Below are 16,050 nucleotides of genomic sequence, written 5' to 3' on the forward strand. Positions count from 1 at the left end.
ATTTGTTAAGAAACTTAGAACAGAAATCTTTTGAAAGAGAATATCAAAAAGTAAAGAAGAAAATAACAGATTATCAACTTAAACATGCTGATGATATGCTATTTAGAATATTTGAAAGACTCAATATGGTTTAGTCTGGCGTTGTGCAGGGCATGGTACAATACTTAGTTCACCCTCACAACTTTTGATCTTTTCAAAACTACCTATGATGCTTTATTCAAACTTACTCCTCAGTGAAAGTAAGATCATCCTATAAACACCATTTTTTCGTTCAAATCACCGAGATAACAAAGATACAAATAGATACTATTTTTAGCATTAATCCCACCTTCCTGAAGCAGTATTTTCATAAAATAAATCAACAAGTTTTTGATTTAAAATACTTTCCTTTTCAAGAATATCTAGTATTTTTTCTGAAATCTCTAAATCTTCAACACAGCCACTTGATTGTGCTAAGTGAAGTATACTTTTTTCCACTAGCTCATCTTTCTCAATTTCTTTTAGATTTTGGTCTTTTTTAATATCAAAAATCAGATCTTTGATTTTGTTTTTTTCTGTTTCATTTGCTTTCCTTTCCTCACTTTCATCAGAAAAAGAAGAATCTGTAAACGTTCTCCATTCTTTTGAAATTTGATTTAACCTATTAAGATATCTTTTCATGACTCATTTAGTTGCAATCTTTTACTATTTTATATGCAGATGAAGGAATTTCGCCTTCTATTAAAACTTCTAAATCTTTAGTTGCATATCTTAAAGCAGGGTTTTTTAAAAGCTTTCCACTTTTAGGATCTTTTCCTGATGATACATCTAAAACCTTTGATGAATCAATTTTATCAGTATCTATGACAATTATTGTACTTTTATTACGCTTTCCTCTTCTGGGGTTAGGTTTTACGTAAAACTCAGCTGTACCTCTTTTTTTGGTTGTAGAAATATATTGTGTTTCTAACTTTCCATTATCAATATGCTCTTGGACAGAAAAGTTTGCTAAGGAACTCTTAGGCTTTATTGGTTCATTGGCAAGAGCGCTTGCTTCTTGCATTCCATTTAAAGCACGATATACTAAAATGAGACCAAGAGGGTCATAGCTACAATTCGTATCAAAGCTAAAAGAGTAAAACCTATCTCCACCCTCCAACCCAATCGGATCCTGGCTCACATACATGGCCTCGTCAGGGGTGTAGTAGCGGAAGCGGTTGTAGTAAAGCCCCGTCTCTACATCGTGGTACTGGCCTTGGAACCTGAAAGGTATAAAATCTACCTCCCCTTCGCAACTCTTTACCTTTCCGTATGCCTCGTGTTCGCACTTCCAGACGCAGTCGCTGTATTTGTCATAGGCTTCCTTCGGGGTGCCAAGATAATCATTGATGATGGAATAATACTCTCCGTCTACAATTTTTGCCGCAGGCTTAAATGAGCCATCATCAAAGACCCATGTGACGAGGTTCTCTACGGGCTCTTCTCTGTCCTTAGAAATGAACCCGAACTCGTCCACCACGTCTTTGGGCCTGTCTTCGAGGTCGTATTTCCACTCGTTCAGCGGTACGTTGCCGTCCCACAGCCATCTTGTAATCTTTCCGTCAAATAACTTGGCGGTCCTGCGCCCTAAAGCATCATACTCGAAACTGACGGTTTTGTTATCGGGGCGGGTCACTTGTTTCAGGCTGCCGTTGCCGTTCCACTCGTAAATCCAGTTGCCCTCTTGGGTCGCCTTCTGGATTAAATTGCCTTCCTCGTCGTAACTGTACTTGTCCCCTTTGTTTTCCAGCAGCTTTCCGCCCGCGCCGTATTTCCGGTCTTTCTTTTCCTCTTCACGGAATATGTTGCAGCCCTGCAAGCTGGCTCGTCGCTAAAATGATTTACCAAATCATTTTTTAACGCTCCGCCCTCACTAAAATAGTTTTCCTTTCCCCGTATACGATATTCCTGAACGGTCAGGCTTTCGATCAGGTTGCCGAAGCTGTCGTGCCGGAACCTAGTGGCAGTGTCTGTCAGCACGTCGTGGATGCGCTGCAGGCGGTCGTTGGGGTGCCAGTAATATTGCTTGTGGCGGTGCAGGCGACGGGCACCGGTGCCGTTCCAGGTCTTCTGTTCCCTCGGGCGTCCCGACAGGTCGTAGGCGAATTGGTTCTTTACGTTGCCGATGCCGAGTACCCTGTCCAGTTCCTGTCCAAGGCTGTTGTAGGTGATCTCTGCCTGCCACGGGAGCTTCATGCCCTGCTGGCCGGCCTGCATACTGGTGACAAAACCGGACTCGTTGCGCCCCAGCTGTATGTCCGCCCCGAGGCTGCTGCCAATGTGCTGCCTCAGCCCCAGTTTGTCGTAGCTGCTCTCTACCGTGTAGCCGTCCTGGTCTTCTTTGATTACCCTGCCGTTCTTGTCGCGGGTGAGGATCACCTTGCTGTGCTGGTTTACCGCCTCTATCAGCTGGCCGTCCTTGTCGTAGGCATAGGTCTCCCAGGTGCCGTCGCTGTGCTCGGCGCGCCAGATCTGGCCTTTCATGTTGTACTCATAGGTGGTGTGCCTGCCGCCCGGCCTTTCCACTTTTATTACCTTGCCCGCTTTGTCGCGGACGTATTTGTCTGAACCATGTTTTTAATGATTCATATGATGAACATGATAAACTTTCTGGTCACGGTTCCCTTTGCATACTTGCTCATAAGGAACTAAATGAGCATAAAAATACCGGACAAACACTTATAGCCCTTTCAAACTCCCGAGGCTGACAGGGGAAAAGTAAGGATATTAGATTGGGTTGGGGAATCTCTTTAAAATCACCAAGCCGAAAATGGTTCTTTAAAAAACTTTCAATAAAAACAACAATAGAAAACAGACCATTAGACTGCAAACATCTGATGATCCGACAATTCGGATATTTGAAGGGTTAAATATGGTTTTGTCTGGCGTTGTGCAGGGAAAAGTATTGTCCAAATACCACGTTGTTTTAAATACGGTAGTTAAATTCTATAGTTAAATTCTATACCACCACCAATCTTTTTTCCAATCCTCCCATCTGTCTTCTACAACCATTTTTGCTCTTGTAAATTCCTTTTGAAGAAAAATTTTTAATTTTTGCTCATAAATGTGGCACAAAAAGTCTGTTTTTAAGCCTAATTTTTTTAATGCGAAGATCTCATCCACTAAAGAAAAAACTTTATGTACCTCCTCATACTCTAGTTTAGAATTATGATCCATAAGCTGAACAGCATATTCAATTTGGATATCTAAAAGATTCTCCTGATTATTTCTAGTTACATAATCAAGGAATTTATTTTTAATAAGTTCGTCATCTACATCTTCATAATTTGAGATCAAGTAAAAAATATCATATGCTAAAGAAGAAACAATATGGGGTAAACAATTATTCTTCTTTAGTCTAGTGTTCACTGAATGTAACAATTTGTTTTTATTTTTCATAGATATCTACCCTGCTGAGAACCCTGGTAACTTTCTTAGGTTATCCCAACTTTCTGCAAAATGAGTATGAATTATGGCATTATTTCCTCTTTGGGTAGTTGCTGTAAAAAGTCCTGTTTCAGAATCGTAATATCCAATTCGTCTTTTACCAGTGGACCTATCCCTATAGTTAAACCTACGCCCATTCCTAATTGTTTCTCTTGCACTCTTATCATAGGCTTTTCTTGAAAACGCACCTACCTGTGATCCATGTTTTGCAAAATGGTCACTTATGCCTGGCCCATCAATTCCTTGTACAGCTTTCTGCCATTTTGCGACTTTTGAAACTTTTGCATTGCACATTTCCAGCCCAAAAGGATCGATTTCATTATTAGCATCAAAAACATATCCATAAATAGTCGGATTTCCCCCTTCCAACCCAATCGGATCCTGACTCACATACATCGCCTCATCGGGAGCATAATATCTAAACCGGTTATAGTAAAGCCCCGTCTCCACATCATGGTACTGGCCTTGGAAACGGAACGGAATTAAGCCGACCTCACCCTCACAGGATTTTACCTTTCCATAGGCCTCATGCTCGCATTTCCAGACGCAGTCGCCGTATTTGTCATAGGCTTCTTTCGGGGTGCCAAGATAGTCATTTATGATGGAATAATACTCTCCGTCTACAATTTTTGCGGCAGGTTTGAATGAGCCATCATCGAAAACCCATGTGACGAGGTTCTCTACGGGCTCTTCTCTGTCCTTAGAAATGAACCCGAACTCGTCCACCACGTCTTTGGGCCTGTCTTCGAGGTCGTATTTCCACTCGTTCAGCGGTACGTTGCCGTCCCATACCCATCTTGTGATCTTTCCGTCATATAGCTTCTCTTTTTTTACTTATTCCTCTGGAAGTAGCGGAAAAATGCCGCACAAACACTATTATTTTCTTTACAAATAACCGAAACTGGTAAAGAAAGCATAAAATAAACCAGATGGATTGCGGAATCAGTTAAATATCGCCAATCCGAAAATGGTTCTTTAAGGAACTTTCAACATAAAATAAGAATAGAAAACAGGCCATCAGATTTCAAACATCTGATGGTCCGGCAATTTGAATATTCGAAGGGGTAAATATGGTTTTGTCTGGCGTTGTGCCTTGCAGCGCACCGGCAGGGTTTATTGTTAAAAAATTACCCCATTCTCATCAAAGCTTCTTTCAGTCGCTGCAATAATTTTTGAGATTTCAAACACTCAAGAGGTGTTAAGTACTCCAGCCCAGGCACCTTTTTTTCTAACCAATCTAAGCTATGTTCTCCTAATCTGTCATAAATAACAATAGCTAAATCTTTTCTACCTTTTAGTTTATCAACAAGCTCTTTTTGGTAATCTGATTCTTTCCATACCGACATGGAAGTCTTAATCACATTTTCCCAGTCTCTATCACCCTCTAGCCCATAATATTGTTCAATTCCTTCGCTCATAACATATGTCTTCTAAAGTCCTGTAAAGCCAATTAAATTAGTGCCAGTAGCATTTCTGGCAGACGGAGCTAGAATGCCATCGTAACCATTTTTTATAGCCCAATCACCTATTTTTTGTGTAGAGGTATAATCATTGCCAGTAATCTCTTTTAAATTAATGCCTAAACTGTTTCTCACTTTTGCATCAGTTAAGTCAAGAACATTATTAAGTTCAACCTTTTTACTTGTTAAAATTTTCCCTTCTCCGGCTTCCCAATGATTAACCTCTGCTAAAGCAGTTTTTTTTGAATTAGCACCATAAACTCCACCTACCCCTGGCTTAGTATACCTATGTCTCGCTGAAACATTTCCTGGATGAGTTGTCCAAGTTGTAGAAATTCTATCTGGCCGTTCGAACCTGTATACGGTTCTATTAATTTTTTTCCCCTTCGGTTTACACTCACTCAACCCTAATACATCCACCCAAGCATTACAATCCTTCACATACCCATAAAACCTGTCACCCCCTGCCAACCCAATCGGATCCTGACTCACATACATCGCCTCGTCAGGGGCGTAGTAGCGGAAGCGGTTATAGTAAAGACCCGTCTCCACATCATGATACTGCCTCCCGAATGCTGCGCTTCGGGACAGGCCCGGAATCTAAAAGGTATGAAACCCTCTGCTCCTTCGCAAGATTTTACCTTTCCGTACGCCTCATGCTCGCATTTCCAGACGCAGTCGCCGTATTTGTCATAGGCCTCTTTCGGGGTGCCAAGATAATCATTTGTGATGGAATGAGCCTAAGGTTCCCGTAAACGTCCTATCTGACGGTAATTTCCCCAATAAATATCGGTATTCAAAACAAATTGACAATGTAGAAAGGCTAGAGATGTGTTGCTTAAAAAAAATACAACCCAAGAGTACAATTATAAATGAAAGATCAAAAGAAATGTCAGGCCAGCAATTTAACAAAACTGATGGTCTGACATTTACAGTAACTGAAAGACTACATTTTAAGGTTTATCTTGCGTTGTAAATTGCAGTAATTAATACAAAGCCACTATGCATACTTTAACAAAACTCAGCCTATTGGGCAATTTATATAAAGCCCTTTACTAAAACAAATACTAAAAATGTTCATTAATTATAAGTAATAAATTGCTCTTGAAAAGCTTTATTATTATGCAATCTTGACATTAAAATACCTAAATTAAGATCTGACTCATCTTCAGCATAAAATAAATCTGATGAAGACTCCATATCTTTTTCAGTAATTAATTTTATAGATTCACCATTTTCAAGATTTATAATTAATTCTGATATTGATTCTTCTTTTTCTTTGAAAGATATTTCTTGAATACTTTTAAATGAAATGATGTTTTTATTAACAAAAAAGAAAGCTTCATTTTGCCAACTATAAATACCAAATACAATATTACCCCAAATGTCATAAAAGCCTTTGGTATTAACATTCGTGCCTAATTTTACATTTTCAGACATTCCACTTTTAACATCAAAAGATAGCAAAGAATTTTTGTCGTAATAATTTTTTAAAATAATCTCCATAAATCTAAATAAATCCCATTGCACTTAACGATTTCTTTCCTGTTGCTGGCAGATCTTTTTGAAGTGTTTCAAAAAGCGTGCTTGCATTTTTACCCGCAGTCTTTGATGCCATCTTTATTATTGAACTAAATTCTAAATCTTTAGCAAGACTTTCAAAAGATGGCCCCAGTCTATCATTATATTTAAGAACATTTCGGTAGGAAATTAACTCTAATAAATTAGCTGGGGTCGCGTCTTTATATAAAACTCCCAAAGCCCTCCTTTTTTGATGCAAATATTTAGCTACAGCTTTTTCACTAAAGCCTTTTGCAAGTAGTCTATCCCCTAAACTTTCTAATAGATTTACATTTGCATTGTAATCTAATCTAATTTCAGCATTGCTACACCTAAGCCCCAAAACATCCACCCAAGCATTAGAGTCATGCACATACTCATAAAACCTATCTCCCCCTTCCAACCCAATCGGATCCTGACTCACGTACATCGCCTCGTCCGGGGCGTAATAGCGGAAGCGGTTGTAGTAAAGCCCCGTCTCCACATCGTGGTACTGGCCTTGAAAGCGGAAAGGTATAAAATCCACCTCCCCTTCACAACTTTTTACCTTCCCGTACGCTTCATGCTCGCACTTCCAGACGCTGTCTCCGTATTTGTCATAGGCTTCCTTCGGGGTGCCAAGATAATCATTTATGATGGGAAGGATCCGGTCTGCAAAAAACAAAAAAGGTCCGAACAGACGTTCGAACCAGTTTTTTGTTTTTTATCCGGCTATACCAGAATCTTCGCGCGGGAGGACATCAAATCAAAGTTTATACCTTATGCCGGAATAAAAAAAAGCAGACCATCAGCCACAGCATGCTGATGGCCTGATAATTTGAATATCCAAAGGTTTTAAATGGTTTTGTCTTTTCAAAATTAAAAACAAACTAGTATGCAAATTTTCGCACCTCTTCTTGTATTTGATCATAGTGTTCAGTTAGAAATATCGAAAACCTCTCAAAAGAACTGGTTTTGATAGTCGAATTACAAAAAACTTCTATTTTATCTGAAAAATCATCCTCTTGGTTTTGGTCTTCTAAATACTTTATTCCAATTGCTGGATACTCACCCATATAATCTACTTTAATTAAATGAATCTGTATTGGAAGTTGAGCACAAACAAGATCTTGTTTACAAGAATCAATTAGCCACAATATAATTGAGACCTGGAACTCTAAACTAACCTTACGTTTAATTAAATCATCAACATATTCTAATTCGATTATCTGATACCCTTGCATAATTTACGGTTTATATTTTGGTTTAATTCCATTCTTATTTAAGTGAGCCAGTTCTCTAGCTGTAAAATATCCATTGGGTTGACCTGGAACATATCCATTTTTAACAGAAGGCAGAGTGTTGGGATCTGTAGCAATCCAAAACTTATCACCACGATCAATTCTATCTTGAAGCCATTTTTCATTTTCTTTCCAGGTAACAGGGGGCTCTCCTGGTTTAGGCTTTCGCCCTGATTTATGCCAAGTGTCAAAAATAGGATCATTATCATATTTTCGCAGGTCATCCATTCTTCCTATGACAGTAATTCTTTTTTTATTGCTAGTTCCATGATTTACGAAAGCTGAAAGCTTTAATGATTATTGGTCGAAGTTATGCTTCGTTAAACTTCGACCAGAAGGGGGTAAATTTATAAAATCAACGTGTTCTTGCCCGAACGCTTACCTTAAAAAAGCTTTTTTTGACTTATAAATTAATAGTTCGGTTCAAAAATAAGAATTTTGTTTCCTGATGGATCTTTAATAATGAAACTTGATTCAACAGGGTATTCAAGTAAATTATTAGAAGACAATTGGCCTCCACTTTTAAACTTAAAACTTTTAAATATTTCAAATTGATCTTTACAGTTTTTGACTTCCAATGCAAAAACAATATCAGGTGAAGGTTGAAGATTATGCTCTTTTAGTCTTAAACATATATCCGAGTTTTCATTATGTGAAATTAGAACATTACCCATACCAAAATCATATTTGATATTAAAGAACCCTAATTCATTTACATAAAACTCTAAAGCAGGATCAATTGATATTACATTTACAAAACAATCCAATCTCATATTTATTTACATTTTAACCGGCTTCTTAATTGCTCAACTGTTTCTCCATTTGGAAAAATCTTAACTTTAATTCGCTTCCCTCTGACTTCTTTAACTGCCTCAAGTTCAGCTTTGTAAAATTTACTTGGTTTACTTCTTCCATCAGACCCAATATCAACAACGGTATAACCGTTCTTAATTTTATCCATTAACCATTCTTTATTCCATTGCACTGCTTTATCAAAATCCGCTTTTGGCATACCGTCATATAAAACCCCTCCTTTCCATTGAACTTTTGGATACATCATGCTTTCTGCATTATAACCTGCCGCTTTTAATAATTTAGCTGCTTCATTTACAGCTTTTTGCCCTTCACCAATAACAACTATTGGGTTTAAGCCTAATCGATCAACTCCTGCCAAAGCATCCCCCACATACCCATAAAACCTATCTCCCCCTTCCAACCCAATTGGATCCTGGCTCACATACATGGCCTCGTCAGGGGCGTAGTAGCGGAAGCGGTTGTAGTAAAGCCCCGTCTCCACATCGTGGTACTGTCCCTGGAATCTAAATGGAATAAATCCCACTTCTCCTTCGCAACTCCTTACTTTTCCGTACGCTTCATGTTCACACTTCCAGACGCAGTCGCTGTATTTGTCATAGGCTTCCTTCGGGGTGCCAAGATAATCATTGATGATGGAATAATACTCTCCGTCTACAATTTTTGCAGCCGGTTTGAATGAGCCATCATCGAAAACCCAAGTAATGAGGTTTTCTACAGGTTCCTCTCTGTCCTTAGAAATAAACCCGAACTCGTCCACCACGTCTATTGGACGGTCTTCTGTTTTGTAATGCCATTCGTGAATTGGCGTATTCCCGTCCCAGACCCATCTTGTAATCTTTCCGTCAAATAACTTGGCGGTCCTGCGCCCTAAAGCATCATACTCGAAACTGACGGTTTTGTTATCGGGGCGGGTCACTTGTTTCAGGCTGCCGTTGCCGTTCCACTCGTAAATCCAGTTGCCCTCTTTGGTCGTCTTTTGTATTAAATTGCCTTCCTCGTCGTAACTGTACTTGTCCCCTTTGTTTTCCAGCAGCTTTCCGCCCGCGCCGTATTTCCGGTCTTTCTTTTCCTCTTCACGGAATATGTTCCCGACTTCGTCACGGAAGTAGTTTTCCTTTCCCTGTATACGATATTCCTGAACGGTCAGGCTTTCGATCAGGTTGCCGAAGCTGTCGTGCCGGAACCTGGTGGCAGTGTCTGTCAGCACGTCGTGGATGCGCTGGAGGCGGTCGTTGGGGTGCCAGTAATATTGCTTGTGGCGGTGCAGGCGACGGGCACCGGTACCGTTCCAGGTCTTCTGTTCCCTCGGGCGCCCCGACAGGTCGTAGGCGAACTGGTTCTTTACGTTGCCGATGCCGAGTACCCTGTCCAGTTCCTGTCCAAGGCTGTTGTAGGTGATCTCTGCCTGCCACGGGAGTTTCATGCCCTGCTGGCTGGCCTGCATACTGGTGACAAAACCGGACTCGTTGCGCCCCAGCTGTATGTCCGCCCCGAGGCTGCTGCCAATGTGCTGCCTCAGCCCCAGTTTGTCGTAGCTGCTCTCTACCGTGTAGCCGTCCTGGTCTTCTTTGATTACCCTGCCGTTCTTGTCGCGGGTGAGGATCACCTTGCTGTGCTGGTTTACCGCCTCTATCAGCTGGCCGTCCTTGTCGTAGGCATAGGTCTCCCAAGTGCCGTCGCTGTGTTCGGCGCGCCAGATCTGGCCCTTGCGGTTATATTCATAGGTGGTGTGCCTGCCGCCCGGCCTTTCCACTTTTATTACCTTGCCCGCTTTGTCGCGGACGTATTTTCTGGTAAGGCCGTCAAAGCCCGCCTCCTCCACGATATCGCCCCTGCCGTTCCTTTTGAAGCGGTATACCTCCCCGTGCTCGTTGATTATGGCCTTGAGCTGCTCTTCGGTATCGTACCTGAAGTGTACCTTGGCACCGTCCTCCTCCCGCAGCTTGATGCTGCCGAGGGGCGTGTACTCAAAGCGCACCTTGTGCTGCATGTCCTCGGCACGGACCACCTCGTCATAGGCATTGTAGGACAGCTTTATGATGTTGCCGTCGGCCAGGCACACGCGCACGGGCCGCCCGAGGTCGTCATAGTAGAAGTTCTGCTCGCGCTTTTCGGGGTCTTTGGAGTAGAAGCACCGCCCGAAGGCGTCATAGCACCACTCCTGTTCTGCACCGTCGGGGAAGGTGACCTGTGCCAGGTTGTGGTCCCCGTCGTACTTGAATGTTGTGTGCCGCCCTTTGTTGTCCCGTATGCTTTCCACCAGCCCCTGTCCGTTGTACTGGAAGCTGCTGACGCTGCCGTCGGGGTCTTCCACCGACCACAGAAGTCCCTGTTCGTTGTAGACCTTTACCGTGCTCCTCCCTTCGGGGCTGACCGACAGTATCTGGCGGTCTTGGTCGTCATAGACAAACACGGAAGAGGTCATGTCGGGGTACACCACCGATTTGAGGTTGCCCCGGTCATCGTAGGTATAGCCCGTCAGGTTGCCTTCTTCGTCAATGTCCCGGTAGGGTTCAAAATAGTCGGTGTACTCGTGGAAGATATGGTTGCCCTCCGGGTCTGTTATCTGTGTACAGAGGTTGTCTGCATTGTAGTAACACACGGTCTTGCGGCCCAGGGAGTCCGTCATCACGTTTTTGCCCTGTCCGTAATCCAGCCTGACTTCCAACAAGCCCCCGTCGCCCCAAGTATGGATGCACCTGGCACCGGTGGAGTGGCCGTCGTACTCCCAGTAAAATGTCTGTCCGTTGCGGTCGGTCTTGGCCACCATCAGGTGGTTGCGGTACTGCATCCTTGTTTCCTGTCCGAGGGCGTCGGCAACCACCTCCATGTCGCCGGCCTCGTTATATCGGTATTCCACCAGGGTCTTTTCTTTCTTTTTGTGCCTGGCGGTAATTTTCTTGATCCTGTCCTCATGGTCCAGGTGCAGCCTGATCTCACGGCCTGCCGTGTCGGTGATCCAGGTCAGGCAGCTGCGCTGGTTATAGGTAAAATACAAGGCCTGTCCGGCCGTGTTTTCAAGTTTTACGGGGCTGAAAAACTCCCTGCCTTCTTTCCGGAAGGTATAGGTTAGGTTTTTTTCATGGTCTTTCAGGCGGTATTCCCTAAAGTTGACACAGGTAAGGGTGAGCTTTTCCATGCGGTTGTAGAAGGATTCGCCCTCTGCCACCAAAAACGGGAAGGAGGCTGTCCTGCCGTCGGGCAGCACCAGCATGATGGCCTCTTCTTCTTTGAAAAAGTGCAGGGAAAGGTCGTAGCAATGGTGCATACCGTGTCCCAGCGGCCCTTCATAGGAGGAGTCCGAGTACCAGTTCCTTTCCCAGGTGACCGGCAGTGGCCCGGGGAGCTCAAAGTCCGTGCCCCCGTAAATAACGCGCCCTGTGACCATATCCACAGGGTCACCGATGCATTTTGTAAGGCTGTCTTTTTGCCCTTTGGTATGTTTTCCTGCGGCCTTTGTCTTTTTTTTGCATGCCGAAAGGCCAGCTTTTCCGGCTTTTCCCCCTACTTTGAGCAGCCCGCCGAAACCATAGGACATGGCCAGCCTTTTGGCGGCACCGGCCAGGTCGGGCGCATAAGGGCCGCCTACCATGACAGGCTTTCCGCCCGGCAATGGGACGGTCTGCGAACTTGGCAGGAAGAGGCTCGGCCTGGGCTTCATCTTTTTGCCGGGGGTGGCGGTGAGCGGCATGCCGATGTCGTTGCAGCTCATGACCATATATCCTGCGGGGCTGAGGGACATCCCCTGCGCCTTGACGGTAAGGCTGCCGAAGAAGTTGACGGACTCGTGCCCGATCATGGGCATCATGGTGAAGGGGCCGCCCATGGGGATGTGCTTGGCGATGCCCAGCATGCCGTTGGTGTCGCTGGTGCCACGGGGCACGCCGTTGATAAACACCGTGGACCCGATAAAGGGCACATAGTCCATAGGGTCCATGACAAAGCCTATGAAAGGGTGCGGTATGGGCGAAGGTACTCCGGGCGGTATGGTCACCATGTGGATGTCCATACCCATGACCATGGTATAGTGCTTGTTGGCTAAAAGCATACGAAAAGTCTTAACAGGCCTAGGCCTAACTGGTTTTATAAAAAATTTTACACTGTCGGGTTTTTAACACTTTGGTTCGAATGTGCAATAGGGCGCTTTAGCGTTACAAAGGAGTTTATAACCAGTCGCTTTTTAACAAAAGTGCGCTGGCAGTTTATCTTTTGTCGCTTTGGGTAAGTCCTATTAAACAATTCGGCCTACAAGATGCTCTTCAAAAAGTAAGTTCTAAAAATAGTCACCTTGGAAAAATTGGGAATCCCTACTATCGTGCAATTTAGGCGAAAAAACCTAAAAAACAACTAGTATAAAGAATCTTTGAGTGTTTGTCTTATGGATGCCATTGGTGTTACAATGTATAAGATAAGAAAAAAGCTATTTATAGCATTTTAAGACATAGGCGAAAGAGCCTTTATTTCTTATTTTAATTGTAAAAGATACCCTTCTCACTCCAACTTATCAGCTAAGCGCATTAATATTTCGGAGAAGTATGCGCCGTTTTCGGGGCCAAACCAGTTCATTTCAAAAGTTTCCATTTTTTCGAGGCCGTAATATTCATCAGGAGTAATGTATCCTATATACCCGCCGTTGAATGAAGTGATGATCAGGTCATAGCCTTTTTCTTTATAATAGGCCTCTATAGGTAATGCAAGTTCGCCCGAAAAGTCGCAAGGGGTGCCTACCAAAATAGTGTTCCCGATTTTGGCCACTTTAAAACCTGGGTCATAATCACCAAACATCCAGTTGAATACCCAAGGCCTTAGACGAGTATTTTTCCCTATTTTCAGGTGGGGCTCCCTAAGCTCAACTGGCATATAAAAAGTATGCAAGTCGGCAGAGTCGTGCATTGCAATATTCTGATGGCCTTTAGATATGTGCCTGAACAAGCCTGTAGCCAAACTATCCATTTTGTCGAAGTTTTCAGCTCCATCTGCTTTGGGGCCGTGGCTTCCTACAGCTCCTGCACAAAAAACAGCGAAGTCCATACTGCCCTCTTCTTCCAAAAGTTTGACGAGCTTACCTGGATAATCTCCGGATAAAGAATGTTCTTCATAGTCTAGACAAACCGCATGTGCAGAAAAAGTTACCATGGCTGCTTGTTTGCCCGAATTGGTCTCTATTTTGAGCAAGCGAATCCACGGATCTGTTTTGCCTTTTTCTCCCACCAAGCGGTTAAAGACAAGTTCTGGTGCGGCATATCTGCCATAACCTACTTGGGCTGCTTCCGCAGCTTTCTCTGCTTCTTTTACCGCTTCTACAACAGCATTTACAAGCTGATACACATACTTCTCTTGGTATTTTCCTGCTATTATTCTTCCCGCCGGACCTTTGATCCAGCCGCCGGCAGCATTGTGCGTATGTGTTGCTGAAAAATATAGGTTTTGGCTGGAATATCCCTTTTGTTTTAGCTCATTGATGACTTTATCCGCTACTATAGGCGGAAAAATTAGCAGGTCTAATGAAATAATGGCCACTTTTTCAAAGCCATTGTTGATGACCAGTGCCCGTGCAAAGGTAGAATCATGAACTTGCTCATAAGGCTTGCGTATGCCTATGCCGGCCATTCTCATTGGTTCGTCAGGAACTATATTTTTTTTCCCCCATCCTGCATTGAGCTGTCCCTCCGGCAAGTCCATGATAGGAGGAAGGCTATCGATCCGCTCGGACATGATGTTATAATATCGTGTTTCTTTATAGCTGGTATAGTCTATATTTTCTACAGAAAGAAAATAAACTATTGCTAATAAAGAGCAAATAGATAATATAATGTATATGAGCTTTTTAATATTAAAGGTGTTTTTAGGTATGAGGACTTGTTTATTATACGCAAAAATAACATTTATATTTTCAATACTATTCCACTAATGAGGTAAAACTAATACCAAGTGATACCATGTTAAACCTAAACTATGTGATAGATTTCCTCATAAGACGGCCATGTGCCATTGTTCTTTTGCATATTCTAGGTCTAACCTCTTTATTTAAAAGCAAATTATCACTATCTTTAAAGTTAAATTAATTTACCAATCTTATATAGAATCCACAGAATGCCCAAACCTTTAAGATTTAAGCCTAAGGAAAATCAAGATTTTTCTAAAGTTTTGCGTAAACGTGTCAGAGATTATTTCAAAGAAAACAACACATCTGTCCATGCCAATGGAAGTATGGCACTTAAAACGGCTTTCCATCTATCACTATGGGCTGGTTCGTATTGTTTGTTGATCTTTGGCAATTTCTCAACCCCAGTTAACTATTTATTATTTGCTATACTTGGGGTGTCTTTAGCTTTGGTTACAGTAAACATTGGACATGATGCGATTCACGGTGCTTACTCTAAGAAAAAGTGGGTCAATAATTTGCTGTCTCATACATTTAATTTTAATGGGGCCAGCGCTTATATGTGGAAGAACATGCACAATGTAGCGCATCATACCTACACTAATATCCATGGTTATGACGAAGATATTTCTCCTGTGAGCATAATACGCCTTTCGCCAGGTGCGGAACTTAAAAAAGTACACCGTTACCAGCACTTCTATGCTTTCTTCTTATACTGTTTGGCGACAATTTCGTGGTGGTTCAAAAAAGATTACGAAAAGTTCTTTAAAAATGAAGTAGGAAATTTTCACAATAAGAAGCATCCGGCAAAAGAATATTTTTATCTGTTTTTCTATAAGGCCATTGCCTACACCCTTTTTATTGTGGTTCCTTTTGTTATGCTTGAGCAGTTTTGGTTGCATACCTTGCTGGGCTTTCTCGTCATGCACATGTTTGCGGGTTTTTATCTTGCAATAGTTTTTATGTTAGCCCATGGCATTGAGGAAGTGCATTTTCCTCAACCGCAACCGAGTGGCGTACTGGAAAATGATTGGTTTGTACACCAAATGTACACTACGGCCAATTTTTGCAGCAACAGCAAACTTGCAGCATTTTTGACGGGAGGGTTGAATCAACAAATAGAACACCATTTGTTCCCTAATATTTGCAGCATTCATTATCCTAAACTGGGGGCTATAGTTAGACAAACAGCCAAGGAGCATAATATGCCATATTATGACAAGCCTACCTTTTTTGATGCTCTTAAATCACATTATAGTTTTTTGAGAAAAGTTGGTAGAGAGAAAGACTATAAACCTGAACCTAGTAAAAGTTCTTTTTCAGTGGTGGGAGTCGCTTGATATATACATAGGGCCTGCTGAAAAAGTCACAAGTGTGCAAGATACGCATGGCCTTGCATGAAGACGTATTGGAATACTTCGAATGTAAGGCCATAAAGTAGATTGTGCGCTTGTGGCTAGCCCAAAAAAGTATTGGGTTAAAAGCTTCTCAATTTACTGTGCACGGAAAAATAAGAAGTAACCGAAAAACCCTTGCACCTATACCTCCTAACTTTTATACAAATATAAACAGGTAAACATTCTGG

General features: G+C 42.4%; 14 protein-coding genes and 1 pseudogene. 1 reads left to right on the top strand and 14 read right to left on the bottom strand.

From position 1 onward, the window contains the following. Window positions 1-318: 318 nt before the first annotated feature. The 14 genes and pseudogenes from RCC89_03800 to RCC89_03865 form a co-directional block, all read right to left on the bottom strand. Window positions 319-660: a hypothetical protein gene (locus RCC89_03800; GenBank protein ID WMJ72291.1), complete on the bottom strand. Its 342-nt coding sequence runs from the start codon at window positions 658-660 to the stop codon at window positions 319-321. A gap of 7 nt (window positions 661-667) precedes the next feature. Next, a complete protein-coding gene (locus tag RCC89_03805; protein WMJ72292.1) occupies window positions 668-1,837 on the bottom strand; it encodes an RHS repeat-associated core domain-containing protein in 1,170 nt (389 codons plus the stop codon). Then, window positions 1,720-2,556 (bottom strand): annotated as a pseudogene (locus RCC89_03810) (hypothetical protein). The gene RCC89_03805 and the pseudogene RCC89_03810 overlap by 118 nt, the downstream one beginning before the upstream one ends. Before the next feature lie 414 nt (window positions 2,557-2,970). After that, window positions 2,971-3,417 carry a hypothetical protein gene (locus RCC89_03815; protein ID WMJ72293.1) on the bottom strand — a complete coding sequence of 149 codons (447 nt, stop codon included), beginning with the start codon at window positions 3,415-3,417 and terminating at the stop codon, window positions 2,971-2,973. 6 nt (window positions 3,418-3,423) lie between these two features. Then, complete coding sequence (locus RCC89_03820) at window positions 3,424-4,194, bottom strand: RHS repeat-associated core domain-containing protein (protein ID WMJ72294.1); 771 nt, start codon at window positions 4,192-4,194, stop codon at window positions 3,424-3,426. 398 nt (window positions 4,195-4,592) lie between these two features. Further along, window positions 4,593-4,883 (bottom strand): hypothetical protein, encoded by a 291-nt coding sequence (locus RCC89_03825; GenBank protein ID WMJ72295.1) that lies wholly within the window; start codon window positions 4,881-4,883, stop codon window positions 4,593-4,595. Between the two features lie 12 nt (window positions 4,884-4,895). Next, a complete protein-coding gene (locus tag RCC89_03830) occupies window positions 4,896-5,525 on the bottom strand; it encodes an RES domain-containing protein (protein WMJ75637.1) in 630 nt (209 codons plus the stop codon). Window positions 5,526-6,005: 480 nt separating this feature from the next. Beyond that, a complete protein-coding gene (locus RCC89_03835) occupies window positions 6,006-6,431 on the bottom strand; it encodes a hypothetical protein (GenBank protein ID WMJ72296.1) in 426 nt (141 codons plus the stop codon). A 4-nt stretch (window positions 6,432-6,435) separates the two neighbouring features. Continuing rightward, window positions 6,436-7,149 (bottom strand): RHS repeat-associated core domain-containing protein, encoded by a 714-nt coding sequence (locus tag RCC89_03840; protein ID WMJ72297.1) that lies wholly within the window; start codon window positions 7,147-7,149, stop codon window positions 6,436-6,438. Window positions 7,150-7,354: 205 nt separating this feature from the next. Beyond that, window positions 7,355-7,708: a hypothetical protein gene (locus RCC89_03845; GenBank protein ID WMJ72298.1), complete on the bottom strand. Its 354-nt coding sequence runs from the start codon at window positions 7,706-7,708 to the stop codon at window positions 7,355-7,357. Window positions 7,709-7,711: 3 nt separating this feature from the next. Then, window positions 7,712-7,993 carry a hypothetical protein gene (locus tag RCC89_03850; GenBank protein ID WMJ72299.1) on the bottom strand — a complete coding sequence of 94 codons (282 nt, stop codon included), beginning with the start codon at window positions 7,991-7,993 and terminating at the stop codon, window positions 7,712-7,714. Between the two features lie 182 nt (window positions 7,994-8,175). After that, window positions 8,176-8,538: a hypothetical protein gene (locus tag RCC89_03855; protein ID WMJ72300.1), complete on the bottom strand. Its 363-nt coding sequence runs from the start codon at window positions 8,536-8,538 to the stop codon at window positions 8,176-8,178. A gap of 2 nt (window positions 8,539-8,540) precedes the next feature. Continuing rightward, window positions 8,541-12,629 carry a DUF6531 domain-containing protein gene (locus RCC89_03860; GenBank protein WMJ72301.1) on the bottom strand — a complete coding sequence of 1,363 codons (4,089 nt, stop codon included), beginning with the start codon at window positions 12,627-12,629 and terminating at the stop codon, window positions 8,541-8,543. 443 nt (window positions 12,630-13,072) lie between these two features. Next, complete coding sequence (locus RCC89_03865) at window positions 13,073-14,296, bottom strand: neutral/alkaline non-lysosomal ceramidase N-terminal domain-containing protein (GenBank protein ID WMJ72302.1); 1,224 nt, start codon at window positions 14,294-14,296, stop codon at window positions 13,073-13,075. A gap of 378 nt (window positions 14,297-14,674) precedes the next feature. On the opposite strand from RCC89_03865, the gene RCC89_03870 reads away from it, so the two are divergent. Beyond that, window positions 14,675-15,805 carry an acyl-CoA desaturase gene (locus RCC89_03870; GenBank protein ID WMJ72303.1) on the top strand — a complete coding sequence of 377 codons (1,131 nt, stop codon included), beginning with the start codon at window positions 14,675-14,677 and terminating at the stop codon, window positions 15,803-15,805. The last annotated feature ends 245 nt before the right edge of the window (window positions 15,806-16,050 follow it).

Source organism: Cytophagaceae bacterium ABcell3 (genome assembly GCA_030913385.1).
GTDB lineage: Bacteria > Bacteroidota > Bacteroidia > Cytophagales > Cytophagaceae > ABcell3.